9 protein-coding genes are annotated in these 18515 nt (G+C 61.1%); 5 read left to right on the top strand and 4 right to left on the bottom strand.

What is annotated here, in order from left to right; genetic code table 11:
• Nucleotides 1-26: 26 nt before the first annotated feature.
• Both ACRAWE_RS18130 and ACRAWE_RS18125 read right to left on the bottom strand, forming a co-directional pair.
• The gene (locus ACRAWE_RS18130; protein WP_432525692.1) at nt 27-2936 is read right to left on the bottom strand and encodes a condensation domain-containing protein; all 2910 of its coding nucleotides are present in this window, start codon (nt 2934-2936) and stop codon (nt 27-29) included.
• A gap of 78 nt (nt 2937-3014) precedes the next feature.
• Complete coding sequence (locus ACRAWE_RS18125) at nt 3015-5108, bottom strand: TonB-dependent receptor (protein WP_063919661.1); 2094 nt, start codon at nt 5106-5108, stop codon at nt 3015-3017.
• A 533-nt stretch (nt 5109-5641) separates the two neighbouring features.
• On the opposite strand from ACRAWE_RS18125, the gene ACRAWE_RS18120 reads away from it, so the two are divergent.
• Together ACRAWE_RS18120 and ACRAWE_RS18115 are read left to right on the top strand one after the other, a co-directional pair.
• A complete protein-coding gene (locus ACRAWE_RS18120) occupies nt 5642-7252 on the top strand; it encodes a condensation domain-containing protein (RefSeq protein ID WP_154747849.1) in 1611 nt (536 codons plus the stop codon).
• A gap of 64 nt (nt 7253-7316) precedes the next feature.
• A complete protein-coding gene (locus ACRAWE_RS18115; protein ID WP_432525690.1) occupies nt 7317-10412 on the top strand; it encodes an amino acid adenylation domain-containing protein in 3096 nt (1031 codons plus the stop codon).
• 42 nt (nt 10413-10454) lie between these two features.
• Here ACRAWE_RS18115 and ACRAWE_RS18110 read toward each other — a convergent pair whose 3' ends face one another.
• Together ACRAWE_RS18110 and gltP are read right to left on the bottom strand one after the other, a co-directional pair.
• Nucleotides 10455-11798 (bottom strand): condensation domain-containing protein, encoded by a 1344-nt coding sequence (locus tag ACRAWE_RS18110; protein WP_063919658.1) that lies wholly within the window; start codon nt 11796-11798, stop codon nt 10455-10457.
• 275 nt (nt 11799-12073) lie between these two features.
• Complete coding sequence (gene gltP, locus ACRAWE_RS18105; RefSeq protein ID WP_015376334.1) at nt 12074-13390, bottom strand: glutamate/aspartate:proton symporter GltP; 1317 nt, start codon at nt 13388-13390, stop codon at nt 12074-12076.
• A 901-nt stretch (nt 13391-14291) separates the two neighbouring features.
• Here gltP and acs point away from each other — a divergent pair.
• The 3 genes from acs (at nt 14292) to actP (ending at nt 18311) form a co-directional block, all read left to right on the top strand.
• On the top strand, nt 14292-16250 hold the full coding sequence (gene acs / locus ACRAWE_RS18100) for an acetate--CoA ligase (RefSeq protein WP_019453430.1): 1959 nt from the start codon (nt 14292-14294) through the stop codon (nt 16248-16250).
• A 91-nt stretch (nt 16251-16341) separates the two neighbouring features.
• The gene (locus ACRAWE_RS18095; RefSeq protein WP_019453431.1) at nt 16342-16653 is read left to right on the top strand and encodes a DUF485 domain-containing protein; all 312 of its coding nucleotides are present in this window, start codon (nt 16342-16344) and stop codon (nt 16651-16653) included.
• Nucleotides 16650-18311 (top strand): cation/acetate symporter ActP, encoded by a 1662-nt coding sequence (actP, locus tag ACRAWE_RS18090; RefSeq protein WP_063919657.1) that lies wholly within the window; start codon nt 16650-16652, stop codon nt 18309-18311. Before ACRAWE_RS18095 ends, actP begins: the two co-directional genes overlap by 4 nt.
• The last annotated feature ends 204 nt before the right edge of the window (nt 18312-18515 follow it).

Raw genomic sequence — 18515 nt, 5'->3', positions numbered from 1 at the left:
ATGCTTTCGGTTAGAGTGAAACAACGTCATGCCTGCGGCCCGGGCGGCAGCGCCGCCAGAGCGATATCGCCAGCGATGTGCTGCGCAAACTGGGTAAAGACGTGCTGAACGCCATCGGCGATCAAATCAGCCTGTTCCTTGCTGTAGTGATCCTGACGGTAGGTCATCATCACCCGCAGGGATTTCTTCCCGGCCAGATCGTCTTCCATCACCTCAAACTGCAGGCCGAGCAGCGATTCTGCTTTCTCCGGCTCCACCTGCCGGTAGGCGATCGCACTGCCGTCCTGCAGCCGGAACTCGCCGTTCAGCTTGATGCGGCTGTGGATCTGGATAAACACTTCGAACATATGGTTCTTGCGGTCGGCGTCCACGCCGAACAGCCCTTCCTCCACCAGATCGATCGGAATATCGGTGTACGGCAGCGAGCCGTTGATGGTGTTTTTCACCTGGCTGACCAAGCCGGCCACCGTCAGCCCTTCGTCGAAGCGCACGCGGTGCACCACCACGGTGGTGAAGTAGCCGACGGTATCGAAGAACTCGGCGTCGTTACGGCCGGAGGTCGAGGTGCCCACCAGCAGATCCGCCGGGCCGCCGAGCAGGCGCAGCGCCGAGGTAATACCGGCATACACCACGTTGAACAGCGAAGCGTTGTTGCGGCGAGCGAGCTGATACAGGCCCTCCGCCACGGCCGGATCGACCTCGAACTCCAGCCAGCCGCCGTTGACGTCCGCCGGCGCCGGCACCGCCGGATGGGTAGAGGGTTCTTGCCGGAAGATCGGCTGGCCGACCGGCGCGCCGCGCAGCGCGTCGAGCCAGTAGTCCAGATGCTGCTGCTGCACCCCGGAGGCTCGCTGCTGCCGGGCGAAGGTGTGGAACTGCGGCGGCTGCCCGCGCCACTGCGGCGCCTGGCCAGCGACGCGATGGCGGTAAGCGACGCCCAGCTCGTCCATCATCAGGTTGAGCGACCATTCATCCAGCACCACATGGTGGAACAGCAGCGACAGCAACTGCTGGCCATTGTCCGCATCGCGCAGCATCGTGACGCGCAGCGGCAGCTCGGCGGCCAGATCGAACCGGTGCTGGCCGGCATCGGCCAACAGGGCGGCGGCGTTGCCCGCCGGCGTCTCGTGAGAGAAGCGGAACCACGAGTAGTCCGCGAGTTCGGCAGCCGGCACCACCACCTGCGCCACCTCGCCCTGCTGCTCAACAAAGCGTGAACGCAGCACGGTATGGCGAGTCATGACGTCGATAAACGCCTGACGCAGCGCCGTTTCATCCACTGCATCGAAGAAACGCAAAGAGAACGGCAGGTTGAAGATCTCGTCATGGCCAAAGGCTTCATACACCTTCCACAGCGATTCCTGCGCCAACGACAGCGGCGCCTGCGCCCGATCATGATCGTCGGCGGTCACCACCGCGGCATTCGGCTGCGCGACGTTCAGGCGTTTGGCATACCCCGCCAGCCCACGCGCCGTCGGATGGCTGAACAGGTCGTTAATGTTGATTTCGATCTGATGCAGGCTCAGCAAGCGGCCGATCACCCGGGTGGCGACCAGCGAATGACCGCCGCGATCGAAGAAGTCTTCATCCAGGGTCATTTCCGGCGCCACCAGCGCCTCACGGAACTCCTGCAAAATCAGCGGCGCAACGCTTTCGTCCGCGTCGCCGTTCGCCGCCGGCGCGGTAATCGCCGGGGAGGCGGCCTCAGCCGCCGGCAATGCGACGGCAATTTGCTGCCCGGCCAGGAAGGCGCTGAACTGTTCCAGCAGGAAAGGCGCGGCATGTGGGGACAAACGCGGATCGGTAACCAGCTCCAGCGTCAGCGCCTCCGCTTCCGGCAAGCCCAGCAGCAGCGCCAGTTCAAACGGCGTATGCAGCGGCGGCAGCAGCAGGCGCTCGGCGTGAACGCCTTCCAGCCGCCACTCTGCAGCCAGATCGTCGCGCCAGGCCACCAGCAGCTGTGCCCGCTGCGGGTCCGGCTGTTCAGCCACGGTCTGCGCCAGCAGCCGCTGCCCGACGTCGTGCTCGCCATGCTGCACGGTCAGACGCATCAGCGGCGCCGCCGTCAGGCCCAGTTCCAGACCGACGAATTCCGCCGTTTCGGCTACCGGCACGCACAGCTGCACCGTTTGGCCGCCGGCCTGTGCGGCGACGAACTCGGCAAACCGTGCCGCCACCGCCGCCAGCAATGCTCGCGGCGTATTGTTGGCGGGCAGCAACGTGCGCGCAATGCGAGTGACCACGCGCGAACCCACCGGCGGCAAGGCTTCAGCACGCTGCGCCGGGCTGCGGTAATCCTGTAGCGAGACCGCCTGGCGCAGCCAAGGCAGCTGCGGCTCCGGGCTTTCCGGCAGCTCGACCGGCTCAGCGGCGAAAGGCAGAGGCACTGGGTCCCCGTTATAACGGGCGGACAGCATCGGCGGCAGATGGCGCCACGGCAGCGCTTCCGCCAGGATGTCATGCAATACTGCGCCCAAAATCACCTCGCCGTCCGGCGTGAGCAACAGCAAGCCGCGCAGCGGCGCTTCGCCTTCCAGTTCAAACGGTGCCGCCTGCGCCTGCAGCAGGCAGCCAATGGCGTGCTGTTCGTCCGCCACCTGACGAAGGCTCACCGGCAACGGCGCCGAACCGGCGGCGCGTTTAACCAGCCCGTTTTCGTCATCAAAAACGTAGCGCACGTCCACGCCCGGCGTCTCCCGCACCAGCGCCTGCAGTGCCGCCGTCAGCCGGGCGATATCCACTTCCCCCGTCAGGCGCCAGGCCAACGCCCGCTGCCCGCGTGCGTCACCCTGCTGCAGATGGGCAAACCATGCCCGCTCTTCGGCTTCGCTCACCGGCCGCTCGCCGTTCGCCGATTCCGCGCCCAGCGCCTGAAACGCGCTCTCCAGCCGCTGGGCCTCTTCATCGCTCAGAATGCTGTCAAAATCACCGATCACTGCGTTATCTCCTTTGCCCGGCCATGCCGGGATAGCGCACAAAACGGGGGACATTCGTCCCCCGTCATTGCGATAGCGTTAGAAATTCAGCTCAACCGCCGCGCCGATCAGGCGGCCGCGCTGGAGCGTCGCCGTGTAGATGTCATTGCTTCGGATCATCTCGCGGCGGTCGGAGTCAAACAGGTTCTTCGCATACAGCGTGGCGCGGCCGTAGTCGAAGGTGTAAGCCAGCTGGGCGTTGGCCGTCCAATAGGAGCCGATGCGCCCGCGCGAGTCGTTGTCGTATTGCGAATAGTAGGAGTCGGTGAACGCCACGTTGCTGCTCAGCTCCCACCCTTTCAGGAACTGATACTTGGCACCCATGTTGGCGGTGTAAGCCGGCGCGCGCGCCAGTTCATGCCCTTCCACGCCACTGCCCGAGAACTTTTTGATGTCGGTTTTCAGCAGGCCGAGGTTGCCGAACAGCTCGAAGTCCCAGCGCGGCTGCCAGGTGGCGCCGATTTCCGCCCCGTAGGTTTCCACCTTGTCGGCGTTGCGGATCACGCTGGAGTTCTCACCCAGCGAGTACGGCAGCTGCATATCTTTGTAATCGTTGTAGAAGATGTTACCCGTCAGCACCACGTTGGCGTCTTTCAGGTGATGGCGGGTGTACAGCTCGTAGTTCCAGACATACTCGGAACCGTAGGTGTAACTGACCACCGGCGTGCCGATCGTGATGCCGCCGCCGCCGGCGTTATAACCGCGGGCGATCTTGGCGCCGTAGGTTTGGGTATCCGTCGGTTTCCAGGCCACGTCCAGTTTCGGCAGGAACACGGTGTAGGTTTCATCGAAGTCGATGCGCACCGCCTGACTGCCGCCGTCGCGGCGACGGTGTTCGCGTTCCAGACGGCTGGCGGCGGTCACGTCCACCTGCGGCGTCAGCGCATAGGTCAACTCGGCGAACGCCGAATGGGTATCGGTTTTATCCTTGAAGGTCGAGCCGCCGAAAATGTTGACGAACTCATCCTGCGTGCCGTGGAAATAACGCAACCCCGCCAGCCCGTGCAGGCGGCTGTCCGCGCCGCCGAAGCGCACCACCGGCTCCACGTGAACTTCCTGGCCGTCGATCTCGGCGTATTGGATGTTGTAAGCGGTCGGACGGTTGATGTTGAAATCGGTGTAGATAACGCGGTTTTCAAACGTCAGCGCATCGGAGGACTCCCAGGCCAGATCCCAGATAGTGCTGTTCATGTTGCTTTTGAACACGGCGCGGCGCGGATCGTGACGCGGATTGGTCGGATGCGGCTGCGGGTTGAGGCTTTCGTTTTGCGGCGCGGTGCTGCCGAAGTGGTTAAAGGTCAGCTTGGTGGTCAGATCGCGCAGGCCGGCCGGGTTGAACAGCAGCTTGGCGCGGGCGGTGGTGGCTTCCACTTCACGCGGATCACCCACTGGCGCATAGGCCGGCAGGTCAGCCTCGCTGCGGCGGCGCTGGCGATCGACGCTGACGCGGAACGCCAGCTGATCCTCCACCAGCGGGCCGGACGCCATGGCGGCCAACTGTGACGAGTGCTGGTTGCCTGCCCCGCCCTTGAAGGCGCTTTCCCATTCGAAGGTCGGGTCTTTACTGGCCATGACGATGGCGCCGGCGATGGCGTTGCGCCCCTGGATGTAGCTTTGCGGGCCGAGGAACACTTCGACGCGATCCAGATCCCACAGCGACTGCGGGCCGAACGCCTGTTCGTTATAGGTCAGCGAACGGCCGTCCAACGACAGATTGAGGCGCGGGCGGGTGCCGCTGAGGAAAGCATTGGCGCCGACGTTCGGGCCGGAACCGTCGATACCGCGCACGGTCGGCAGTTCGTTGCCGATGCCCAGATCCACCACGTTGGGGGTCATGCGCAGCAGATCGGGGATCTGCACCGCGTCGGGCATCGAGGCGATGCGGTTGCTGTCGAACACCTGCACGCTGGAGCCGGTGTCGAAAATGGAACGTTTGATCTTCTCACCGGTGACCAGCAGCGTTTCCGCGTCCTGGTAGGTTTCGTTGCTCTTAGTTTCCGCCGCGTTGACGTTACCGATCGCCAGTGAACACACGCCTAAAAATACGGAGGAAAATGCCCCAATGGCTCTTAACCCCGCCTTTTCCCCGTTTCCTACGCTTTCATGCCGTTGAGCCGCAAAATGCTTGCCCATAGATGTCTTCTCCTTTCATCCCAGAGGTGCACAAAATTTGATTTTTTTTACACAACCTACATCGACACTCACACAGACTATGACGCTGCGGCCTTCCCGACCTTTCTGTTGCTTATCCCTGCGGCAAACCTATGCCTTGCGCGGCCGAACGGGCGCGGCCCGTCCACGGCCAAGCCGCCGGCGGAGCGGCCGACGGCTTGTATAAAAACGTAAAATAATGTTAAGAATGATAATATTTTGCATTTTCTAATGCAAATCATTATCAATAAAGGTGTGAGAGCGGCCACGATAACCGCCAGAAAACCTTATACTTTCGCAGGTAAAACAAGCGCTGCAATAACAGACAATAATTACAATGCTAAGAATAATATGAATAAATTATTCATACCCAACCCCATGCCTGCCCGTTACAGCTAAAACCCCTTATAGATAGCACCCTCGCGTCAAATGGATCAAATAATAATAATTTTCATTCCTATTAACATTTGGATATATTCTTGCAGTCTCGTTGGCTGAATCAAAATGGATACCCGATGAAAGCTTTAACCACGATGCAGGCCGCCTATTGGGTTGGCCGACAGTCCGCTCCTCCTCTGGGCGGCATGGCCGCCCATCTGTATGCGGAGTTCGACGGCGGCGAGCTGGATATCGCTCGGCTACGCCAGGCCGTCGAGGCGTTGTACCTGCGTCATCCGCTGTTGCGCCTGCGCATTACCGACGATGGCCGGCAGACGATCGCGCCTCCCGGCCCCCGACATACCTTGCATCTCGACGACTGGCGACACGCCGATGAAACGACGCTGGCGGCCGCGCTCGCCGCCAAACGCCAGGCGAAAAGCACTCAATTGCTGCCGCTGGAGCAGGGCGTTCCCTGCGATATCAGCCTGAGCCTGTTGCCGGCGGGGCGCAGCCGCCTGCATGTCGATCTCGACATGATCGCCGGCGATGCCATGAGTTTTCGCCTGTTGATGGAAGATCTGACGGCGTTTTATCACCAGTGCCCGCCGCCCCCTGCCCATGACGCGCCGCCGGCCTATTTCGATCACCTCGCGCAACGCGACGCCGACGACGCGCTGCGCCAGCGGCGCGAACGCGGCCAACGTTGGTGGCGCGAACGCCTGGCGCAGGTGCCGCCGGCGCCGCGCCTGCTGCGCACGCCGGACCGCTGCCGCAGCGATCGCCTGGCCGTACAGCTGAATGCAGAAGAGAGCCGCGCGCTGGAGAACGTCGCCAAACGGCACCACACCTCCCTCTCGACGCTGTTTCTCGCATTGTTCGCCCTGGCCGTCGGCCAGGGTTGGAACATGACGCGCTTTCGGCTCAACGTGCCGCTGTTCCACCGCGAGAGCGAGCGGGAGGACGCGCAGCGCCTCATCGGCGACTTCTCTAACCTGGTGCTGCTCGGCGTGGAACTGAATCCGACGGAAAACCTGAACGCCTTCTGCCAACGCCTGATGACGCAGCTGGCGGAGCTGATCGAGCATGCGGATTACCCCGGCGTCAGTGTGATGCGCGATCTGTCGCGCCTGCACGGCAGCCTGCAGCCTTCGCCGGTGGTGTTTACCGCCGGCTTCGGCATCCGCGGCAAGACGCTGTTTTCCGAACGGGTCGCCGACACCTTCGGCCGTCTCGGCTGGGTGATCTCTCAGGGGCCGCAGGTGGCGCTGGATGCGCAGGTCGCCCACGTCGACGACGGCATTTTGATCAACTGGGACGTGCGGCTGGACGCGTTTCCCGAGCACGTGCTGCCGCGCCTGCTGGCCTGTTACCGGGCGCTGCTGCACCTGGCTGCGCGGCAAGCGGGGGCATTCGATCGCCCGCTGTCGCAGCTGCTGGCGCAATGTACGCCCGACGCGCTGGCGCAGCAGGCACCGGTGCGCCAGGTGCTGCATCGGCTGTTGGCGCGGGTGGCCCTCGAGGCCGACTTACGCGACCACGACGATATCCACCGGTTGGCCTTGCCGGATGCCGGGGTGAATGCGCTGTTGACGGTGCTCAACAAGTATCTGACGGCGGCGCTGACGGCGCAGGATCTGGCGGCGCATCCCTCCCCGGCGGCGCTGGCGGCGCTGATTTGCCAACGTTCGCCCGAGGCGGGGCGAAATGCAAAAACGCTGCTCGCCGCCCTGGCGCCGCAGCACTGAGATCGGTTTCCGGGCGCGTGGCGCCCGACTCGTTTTAATCGGTTAGCGACTATAGGGAAGTATCATGGAGACAGCATTAACCGCACTGCAGCAGGCCTATCTTCTTGGCCGCAGCGATCGATGGCCGCTCGGCGGCGTGGCGATGCACGACTTTCGCGAATACCGCGCCCGGCAGCTGGATGTGCCGCGCCTTGAAGCGCGTCTGACCGAGCTGGTACAGCACTACCCGGCGCTTCGCACCTGCATCGATGTGCAGCGCGGCACGCAGCACGTGCGCCCGGAGGTTGCGCTGCACCTGGATCGCCACGACTTGCGCTCTCTTGACGGCGCAGCAGCGCAGCGCCAGCTCGAACAGCTGCGCGAGCACTACTCCCACCAGCGCCACGATCCGAGCCAGCCGCTGTGGCGCATCGCCGTGATCCAGCTTGCCGAACAGCAGGATCCGACGGGATCGCCGTACGATACGCTGATCTTCACCAGCTTCGATGCCTTGATCCTCGACGGCCAGGGGATCTCCAGCGTGATCGCGCGCCTGTTCGACGATCGCCCTCTGGCGCCGACCGCCGCCGCGCTGCCGCCCCCGGCCGCCCCGGCGGCGCAGCGTCAGGCCGATGCGGCCTACTGGCGCGACAAGCTGCAGGATGTCACCACCCCGTCGGCATTGCCGTGGCGCGCCCCGCTCGCCAATCTCACCTCATCACGCTATCGCCGCGCCACCCTGACGCTGCCGCACGACACGCTAAAACGGCTCGGCCGCCTGGGATCGCCGCATGCGCTGCTGCGCAACAGCCTGCTGTCGGCGCTGATCCTCGATACGCTGGCCCACTGGACCACCGACGGCGAGCTGTGCGTCGGCGTACCGGTGGCGTTCCCCGCCGCCGACGGCGCGCTGGGCAACGCCTCCAGCTTCGTGGCGGTGCGTTATTCCCGCTACGGCGAAGACTTTATCCAGCGTGCGCAAGCCTTGCAGGACGACGTGCTTGGCGCGCTCGACCACCTGACATTTTCCGGCGTCGATCTGGCGCGACAGTTGCTCGGCCAAAGCCAGGGCGGCCCGGCGCTGCCGGTGATCCTGACCAACTGTCTGGGCTGGGAAACGCTGCCGGCCGAGGCGCCAGTGCGCTTCCACGACGGCCTGACCCAAACGCCGCAGGTCGCCATCGACATTCGCCTGACGCTGGACAGTGAAAAGAACCTGCAGCTGTGCGTGGACTACGCCGAACAGGCGCTGCACGGCGAGCAGGTCGAGGCCATGCTGGCGGCCTTGCAGCAGCGCATCCTGCACAGTTGCCAACGCGCCGACCTGACAATCGCGCCGCGAGACTTCATCGATCTGGCGCATTACCGCCACAACGACAGCGAAGCGAATTACGCGCCTTATCCTTATCTGGCGCAGCTGGCCGAGCGGCTGTTTGGCGCGCAGAACGGCGGCAACGCGCTGATCTGCGGCGAGCAGACGCTGACCTATAATGAGCTGGGCCAGCGGATCGCCACGGCGATCGCCAACCTGCAGAGCCGCGGCGTGCAGCCGGGCAATGTGGTGGCGCTGTATCTACCGCGCAGCCCGGAACAGGTCATCTTCAGCCTCGCCTGCGCCCTGCAGGGCGTGATCTGGGTGCCTATCGATATCAACTCGCCGCCGGAACGTACCGCCTACCTGCTGGAGAACTGCCGGCCAACGCTGGTGGTGCACGGCGGCGATCTGGAGACGCCGATCGGCGTCACGCCGGCGATCCTGCTGGCGCCGACGGATCGCGCGCCTGCGCTGGCGGATGAACAGACGCTGGCGGAACGCAGCGCCAGCCTGACCGCGAGCTACTACCTGTACACCTCCGGCACCACCGGCAAGCCTAAATGCGTGGTGCTCAACAACCGCGCCACCTCCAACGTCGTCCACCAGACCCAGCAGCGCTGGGCGGTCACCGCCGACGACGTGTTCATTTCCGTCACGCCGCCGCACCATGACATGTCGATGTTCGATCTGTTCGGTTCGCTGTGCGCCGGTGCTACGCTGGTGCTGCCGGCGCCGCATCAGGAAAAAGACGCCATCAGCTGGAATCAGCTGGTGGAAAAACATCGGGTCACCCTGTGGTGTTCGGTGCCTGCCATTCTGGAGATGCTGCTCACCTGCAAGACGGCCGACAGCCTGCGTTCGCTGCGTCTGGTGGCGCAAGGCGGCGACTACATCAAGCCGGCGACGGTGCAAACCCTGCGCACCCTGCGCCCGGATCTCGCGCTGTTCTCGCTCGGCGGGCCGACCGAAACCACCATCTGGAGCATCTGGCACCCGATCGCCCCGCAGGAGAGCGGCACCGTGCCTTACGGCCGCCCGCTGCCGGCCAACCGTTATTTCATCTGTCATGACGACGGCAGCCACTGCCCGGCCGGCGTGGTCGGCCGCATCCATACCGCCGGGGTCAACCTGGCGTTGGGCTATCTGGAACAGGGGGAGCTGAAGCAGCATGATTTCATCACCCTCGAAGGGCCGGATGGGCAGCCGCTACGCGCTTTCCGCACTGGCGATCAGGGTTACTATCGCGCGGACGGCAACATCATGTTCGCGACCCGAGTGAACGGCTATGTGAAGATCCGCGGCGTACGCGTCTCACTGCCGGAAATCGAAAACGTGCTGCGCCGTCATCCGGCGATTCAGGATATGGTGGTGGTGGATTATCCCAGCGGAGAGAACAACGAGGCGGCGCTCGGCGCCCTGTATCTGACTCGTGACGGCAAACCGCTGCCGCTGTCCGAGATCCGTGCCTTCGCCACCGGCTATCTGCCCTGTACCCATATTCCCACGCGCTTTATCCATGCCGAGGCGCTGCCGTTGTCTGCCAACGGTAAAACCGACCGCCATCGCATCCGCGCCGACCTGAGCCACCAGCAAACCGCGCCGGCGTTGAACGCCTGCGCGGCACCGCCGCCGCACGCGCCTTTGGCGCGCAGCGCAGAGATCCTGACCATTTACTGGCAGGCGATCGGCGTGACGCCGCGCCCGGAATGGGGAGAAGAGACGGCGTTTATCGCCATGGGGCTGAAACTGCCGCATATCAAACAGGTGGCGGAGCGCCTCAATGACGCTTTCGGCACCCGGTTGGTGAGCAGTTCGCTCCTGCCGTGCAAGAACGCGCGTGAAGTGGCGGCGTTACTGACCAACTGAAGCCATGCCACTTGGGCGGGGACATCCCCCGCCCGTATTTTATCAGGCGGGTAGCGCCGTCAGACCCGCCAGCGGCTGTTCCCACGCATCCCGTTGCAGCGCACGCAACAGGAATTCTTGCAGTGCCTCGCCATAGTTCAGCGCATCCTCCGTCGGGAACTGCTCCAGATAGATATCGATATCCACCTGCAGATCTCGGGCGTCGGTGCGGCCGCGATAAGTCAGGTTGAAACCGTCACCCGAACCGCCGGCCAGCACGCGCCGGGCACCGCTGCAGCCGGTGAAACGGGGCGCATCGAAGGGCTGCACATTAATGAAAGGGGAAATAAAGAAACGCGAGTCCGGAGCCACTCCGCGATCGACGGCCAGTTGCCGCAGACGATAGCCGGCGTGGCCGCGTAGCTCGCGCAGCTGCTGCGTCAGAGCGGTCAGAAAGCCCCCCAGCGTCTCCGCTTGCGACGGTGACACCAGCAGCGGCAGGGTATTGACCGCCAGCGCAGGCACATTGGTGGCGGCCTGCCCGCGGCGATTCATCGCCGGCATCCACATCGGCAGCGTATCGCCCTGCCGGGTGTGCTGCGGCATCACTTGAAACAGCCAGACCGCCGACAACGCCACCAGCAAGTCGGGCCAATTGATGCCGCTGCGCTCCGCCAGCTGCGTTAAACGTTGCGACACCGCCGCCGGCAGCCGGTGGTTGGCGCTCAAACGCCGCACGCCGTACGCCGCGCCGCCCTTGCGCACCGTCGGCAACGCCTGCGACGACGGCAGGTAGGCTTGCCAAAAGCGCCGATCGCGCTCGCAGCGCTCGGAGTCGGCATAGGCCAGCTCGGCCTGTTGAAAGGGGCCAAAGGCGCCCAGAGGGATGCCTGCGTTGCCCTGGCCGAGGTAGTGCGCATATAACGCGGCGCAGCGGTGTTCGATAAGCGCCATGCCGAAACCGTCGACCAAGATATGGTGCGCGCGCACGTACCAGAGGTAGCGCTCCGGTGCCAGCTTCAGCAGCCAGGTTGCGGCTAACGCTTCGCTGTGCAGCGCCCGGTGCTGCGCTATATCCTCGCGCATGAGGCTTTGCGCCGCCTGCCAGGGATCGCGATGCGCTTGCAGATCGATGCGTTGCAATGACGGTATGCGCTGAGGATCGTGCCGTAACGGCGGAGGATGGTCGCCACGCCGTTCGCCAAAGCGCAGGGCAAACGCCTGCGTTTCGGCAAGCGTGACGGCGATCGCCCGACACAGCGCCTCTTCCTCTACCGCGCCGCACAGTTCGGTGCAATGCGCGACGGTGGATAAGGTCTGCCCGGGGTGCAAGGTGTATTCTTCCCAGAAATCAAGCTGCGCTGGCGCCAGCGGCAACCATTCAGAGGCCAAAGCGGTGTCCGACATGTTACCTACCTTTGATAAGCCTGAATAAAAGCGCCGCACGGACGACATTCCGCCGTTCAACCGCTTTTGCGTGTTTCCATACATCATCAAATGAAAATGATAATAACATCTATTATCATTTCCAATAATTTGGTAACACTTTAGATTCTGTTAAGCGGGGATGCAAGTCACGTAGCGGGGGCAGAGAAAAGAAAGTGGCAAGCTGAAAGGACATAAAAGCAAAACGCCCCAGGCGCGGGGCCCGGGGCGTTTTTAACGTAGGCGATACTCGGTGGTTAGGCCTGATTGGCCGGCTTCACCTTTTGCGCCAGGAACTCCGTTTCGTAAGCCAGCGCTTTCTTGCGATCGAACTGGTGTTCCCACTTGGCGATCACCAGCACCGCCAGCGCGTTGCCCACAACGTTCAGCGCGGTGCGTGCCATATCCAGGATACGGTCCACGCCGGCGATGAACGCCAGGCCTTCCAACGGAATGCCGACGCTGCCCAGCGTGGCCAGCAACACCACGAACGAAACGCCCGGCACGCCGGCGATCCCTTTCGAGGTGACCATCAGCGTCAGCACCAGCACAATCTCCTGCCCCAGCGACAGCTCGATGCCGTACAGCTGGGCGATAAAGATAGCGGCGATGCTCTGATACAGCGTCGAGCCGTCCAGGTTAAAGGAGTAACCGGTCGGCACCACGAAGCTGGTGATCGACTTGGGCGCGCCGTAAGCCTCCATCTTTTCGATAATGCGCGGCAGCACCGTTTCCGAGCTGGCGGTGGAATAGGCCAGGATCAGTTCGTCTTTCAGGATGCGGATCAGCGTCCAGATGCGCAGGTTGCACAGCCGGGCGACCGCCCCCAGCACCACCAGGGCGAAGAAGGCGATGGCGAAGTACACCAGCACCACCAGCTTGGCCAACGGCAGCAGCGAAGCGAAACCGAAGTTGGCTACCGTGACCGCAATCAGGCCAAACACCCCGATCGGCGCATAGCGCATGATCATGTGGGTGACTTTGAACATGCTCTCGGACACCGCCTTGAACACCTTCAGCAACGGCTCTTTGGTCTCTTTCGGCAACGACGACAAGCCCAGACCGAACAGCACCGAGAAGAAGATAATCGGCAGCATGTCGCCCTTGGCCATCGACGAGAAGACGTTCGACGGGATCAACGACAGAATGGTCGCCACCAGGCTGTGCGAACCGCTTTGCACCTGTTCAGTGGTTTTCTCATACTGCGAAATGTCCACCGTGGTCAGCGTCGACATATCGATGCCGTGGCCGGGTTGGAATACGTTGGCTAACGTCAGCCCCACCACGATGGCAACGGTGGTGATCACTTCGAAGTAAATAATGGTTTTCAATCCGATGCGGCCCAGCTTTTTCGCATCGCCCACGCCGGCAATGCCGACGATCAGCGTGGAAATAACGATCGGCACCACAATCATCTTGATCAAACGAATAAAGATATCACCCGCCGGGCTGAGAATATTGCTTACCAGCCACTCACGAGATTCGGTCTGGTTGTGCAATACCGCGCCAACAATAATACCCAGTACCAACGCGATCAGGATTTGCCAAGCCAGGCTAATTTTTACACTTTTCATACCCAAAAAGTCCTCAAAGACTCTTTCCGCCGTACAAAGTCGCAACACAGCGAAAAGAATACTTAATCATTTATTACAGGCTTATGTTAATTCAGTGGAAGCGTTCACCTGCCCTGGGTGCGACGCAGTATAAATCTGTATCATCCGGGCGGCATGCTCTGCAAGCCTTGATTTGTCAGGGTTGAGCGCTGAATCGAATCACAAAAATTTCGCGTTACTATTTCAAATGGCATAATTGCTTGTTATTAAAAACATAATTTTTCATATAATGAAGTACATAACCGTGCCGACGACGTTTTTTTGAACGCCATTAAAATGCGTTATTTTTCGTCCATTCTGCATATTTAGTCCACGACAAATGTTTATATTTTGTTACTCAAAAGTCAATTAAATGAGAATTTACCGAGTGACACTTTCCCTCATAAATGCAGCGCCACTTTATATTTAGCTTAAAAATCGAGCGATGCCGCAGAGTGAATACCCTCGGGTATCACCCGACTTTTCATCAGGAATTAAAGGTTAATAAAACGTTATTTCAGGATGTGCCGTCTATCGTTATATCGCGTTAATACCAACTTCGAATATTAATAGCGAAAAATAATCCAAAAAGATTTATAGCGCGGAATAATGCCAATACTTCCCCACGCTATTAAGCACGAGGCAAATAGTCTCGGCGTTGTTTATTCTTTTTTGTTCTTTAGATAAGTATTTTTGGCTAAAAACGCGGGTTTATGATGATTTAAACGCCAAAGAGATAGATACGCCCTGCAAATGCGACAGAACTATTACAAATCAATATCTTTGTTGCGTGATCTGCCGCGCAAAAAAGAAACAAAGAATCGTAGCAAACTATACTTAACCTTCAGTTGACATATCATTAACAACTTCAAGGAGAAAAGCTATGAGCCAACTGCATAAACACGCTATTCCTTCTGCAATTGCAGAACGCGCCCTGATTAATCCGGCACAATACCAACAGTATTATCAACAGTCGGTTCAAGACCCAGAGGCTTTCTGGGGTGAGCATGGCAAAATCCTGGACTGGATCAAACCCTATACCAAAGTTAAAAACACTTCGTTCGATCCGGGCCACGTCAGCATTCGTTGGTTTGAAGACGGCACGTTGAACCTGTCGGCCAACTGTCTGGACCGCCATCTGGCCGAGCGCGGCGACCAAACCGCCATCATCTGGGAAGGCGATGATCCGACCCAATCCAAGAAAGTGACTTACAAACAGTTGCATCATGATGTCTGCCAGTTCGCCAACGTGCTGAAAAAGCTCGGCGTGAAAAAAGGGGACGTGGTGGCTATCTATATGCCGATGGTGCCGGAGGCGGCGGTCGCCATGCTGGCCTGCGCGCGCATCGGCGCCGTCCATTCGGTGATCTTCGGCGGCTTCTCGCCGGAAGCGGTCGCCGGACGCATTATCGATTCCAACGCCAAACTGGTGATCACCGCCGATGAAGGCCTGCGCGCCGGCCGCGCCGTGCCGCTGAAAAAGAACGTCGACGACGCGCTGAAAAATCCCGGCGTGGTCAGCGTGGCGAACGTGGTGGTGTTCAAACGCACCGGTAAACCGGGGTATTGGCAGGAAGGGCGAGATCTGTGGTGGCATGAGCTGACTCAGGACGTTTCCGCCGACTGCCCGCCAGAAGAAGTGAGCGCCGAAGATCCGCTATTTATCCTGTACACCTCCGGCTCGACCGGCAAGCCGAAGGGCGTGCTGCACACCACCGGCGGCTACCTGGTGTACGCCGCGATGACCTTCAAGTATGTCTTCGACTATCACGATGGCGACGTTTACTGGTGCACCGCCGACGTGGGTTGGGTCACCGGTCACAGCTATCTGTTGTATGGCCCGCTGGCCTGCGGCGCCATCACCCTGATGTTCGAAGGCGTGCCTAACTACCCGGGCGTCAACCGCCTGTCGCAGGTGATCGACAAGCATCAGGTCAACATTCTGTATACCGCGCCAACCGCCATTCGCGCCCTGATGGCCGAAGGCGACAAGGCGATCGAGGGCACCCGGCGCGATTCGTTGCGCATCATGGGCTCGGTCGGCGAACCGATCAACCCGGAAGCCTGGGAGTGGTACTACAACAAGATAGGCAACGCGAAATGCCCGATCGTCGACACCTGGTGGCAAACCGAAACCGGCGGCTTCATGATTACCCCGCTGCCGGGCGCCACTGAGCTGAAGGCCGGTTCCGCCACGCGGCCTTTCTTCGGCGTACAGCCGGCGCTGGTCGATAACGTCGGCACACCGCAGGAGGGCGCCTGCGAAGGCAACCTGGTGATCGTCGACTCCTGGCCGGGCCAGGCGCGCACCCTGTTCGGTGATCATGAGCGCTTCGAGCAGACCTACTTTTCGACCTTCAAAGGCATGTACTTCAGCGGCGACGGCGCCCGCCGCGACGAGGACGGTTATTACTGGATCACCGGCCGCGTCGACGACGTGCTGAATGTCTCTGGCCACCGTCTGGGCACCGCCGAGATCGAATCCGCGCTAGTGTCGCATCCGAAAATCGCCGAAGCGGCGGTGGTCGGCATTCCTCATAACATCAAAGGCCAGGCGATCTACGCCTATATCACGCTGAACCACGGCGAAGAACCAACGCCGGAGCTCTATGCCGAAGTGCGCAACTGGGTGCGCAAAGAGATAGGGCCGATCGCCACGCCGGACGTGCTGCATTGGACAGATTCGCTGCCCAAAACGCGTTCCGGCAAGATCATGCGGCGTATCCTGCGCAAAATTGCCGCCGGTGACACCAGCAACCTGGGGGATACCTCCACGCTGGCGGATCCGGCCGTAGTCGACAAGCTGTTGGAAGAAAAACAATCAATGAAAGTACCGTCATAATTTACGCCGCTTCAGGCCGCTCATTCGGATAACGCGCCGTTGAGCGGCCCTGGCGCGGCGTACTCTCTCAATACCGACTGGAGACACACTGATGAATGACACCATTTATCAAGGGATTGAAGAAAACCCGCGCTTTAAAGAGCTGGTAAGAAAACGCGGCCGGTTCGCCTGGCTGCTTTCGCTGATTACGCTGGCGCTGTATGTCGGCTTTATTCTATTGATCGCCTTCGATCCTCAGTGGCTCGGCACGCCGATCGCCGTCGGATCGACCATCACCCGCGGGATCCCGGTCGGCGTCGGGCTGATCGTGATCTCTTTCGTCTTGACCGGAATCTACGTGTTTCGCGCCAACGGCGAGTTTGACCGCCTCACCGCAGAAATTCTGCGCGAGGTGAAACAATGAAACGCTTATGTTCCGCCCTCTCCGCCGCCGCGCTGCTGCTGTTGCCCGGCCTGGCCCGCGCCGACGCCATCGGCGGCGAAGTGCATCGTCAGCCGTTGAACATCCAGGCGATCGTGATGTTTATCCTGTTTGTCGGCGCCACCCTGTACATCACCTACTGGGCGTCCAAACGCACCCGTTCCCGTCAGGACTACTACACCGCAGGCGGGCGTATCACCGGCCTGCAAAACGGCCTGGCGATCGCCGGCGACTTCATGTCCGCCGCCTCGTTCCTCGGCATCTCCGCTCTGGTTTACACCTCGGGCTATGATGGCCTGATCTACTCCATCGGCTTCCTCATCGGCTGGCCGATCATTCTGTTTCTGATCGCGGAGCGCCTGCGCAACCTCGGCCGCTATACCTTTGCCGACGTCGCCTCTTACCGCCTGCAGCAGAAACCGATCCGCACCCTGTCGGCCTGCGGCTCGTTGGTGGTGGTGGCGCTGTATCTGATCGCGCAGATGGTCGGCGCCGGCAAACTGATCCAGTTGCTGTTCGGGCTCAACTACCACGTGGCGGTGATCCTGGTCGGCATTCTGATGGTGCTGTATGTGCTGTTCGGCGGCATGTTGGCCACCACCTGGGTGCAGATCATCAAAGCGGTGCTGCTGCTGGCAGGCGCCAGCTTTATGGCGCTGATGGTGATGAAGTCGGTTAACTTCGACTTCAATACCCTGTTCGCCGAAGCGGTGAAGGTGCACCCGAAAGGCATCGCCATCATGAGCCCCGGCGGCCTGGTCTCCGATCCGATCTCCGCGCTGTCGCTCGGTTTGGCGCTGATGTTCGGCACCGCCGGCCTGCCGCACATCCTGATGCGCTTCTTCACCGTCAGCGACGCCAAGGAAGCGCGCAAGAGCGTGTTCTACGCCACCGGCTTTATCGGTTACTTCTATATCCTGACCTTTATCATCGGCTTCGGCGCCATCTTGCTGGTCAGCGCCAATCCGGCGTTCAAAGACGCCACCGGCGCGCTGCTGGGCGGCACCAACATGGCGGCGGTGCACCTGGCCAATGCCGTTGGTGGCAACTTCTTCCTCGGCTTTATCTCGGCGGTAGCCTTCGCCACCATTCTGGCGGTGGTTGCGGGCCTGACGCTGGCCGGCGCCTCGGCAGTGTCCCACGATCTCTACGCCAGCGTGATGAAAAACGGCAAGGCGACCGAGCGCGATGAGCTGAAGGTCTCCAAGATCACCGTCGTGGTGCTGGGACTGGTCGCCATTGCGCTGGGGATTTTGTTCGAGAAGCAGAACATCGCCTTTATGGTCGGGTTGGCGTTCTCCATCGCCGCCAGCTGTAACTTCCCTATCATCATCCTGTCGATGTACTGGTCGCGTTTGACTACCCGTGGCGCGATGATTGGCGGCTGGCTGGGCCTGCTGACGGCGGTGATACTGATGATCCTCGGCCCGACGATCTGGGTGCAGATCCTCGGCCATGAAAAACCGATTTATCCGTATGAATATCCGGCGCTGTTCTCGATGATCGTGGCCTTTGTCGGCACCTGGCTGTTCTCGATAACCGACGGCTCGCTGGCTGGACAGCAAGAAAGGGAACGCTTCCGGGCCCAGTTTGTCCGTTCGCAAACCGGGCTGGGCATCTCTCAGGGCAGCTCGCATTAACCGAATAATAAGTGAAAAAAGCAAACACACCCTAATCAAAGGCCCTTCGGGGCCTTTTCTCTGGCTGCCTGTCGGAGAGAAGTTGGGTAAAGCAGCGCAGCGTAGCTGCGCTTTTTTGTTTTTTACGCATAGCAAAAAGCCCTGAACGTCAGTTCAGGGCTTTCGGCTTTGTTTGATGCCTGGCAGTTTATGGCGGGCGTCCTG

The sequence above is a fragment of the Serratia sp. BFP-2025 genome (assembly GCF_050880365.1).
In the GTDB taxonomy this organism is placed as follows: Bacteria; Pseudomonadota; Gammaproteobacteria; order Enterobacterales; family Enterobacteriaceae; genus Serratia; species Serratia surfactantfaciens.
Note: the sequence above shows the minus strand (reverse complement) of the source record. Positions and strands in the feature narration are given on the sequence as shown.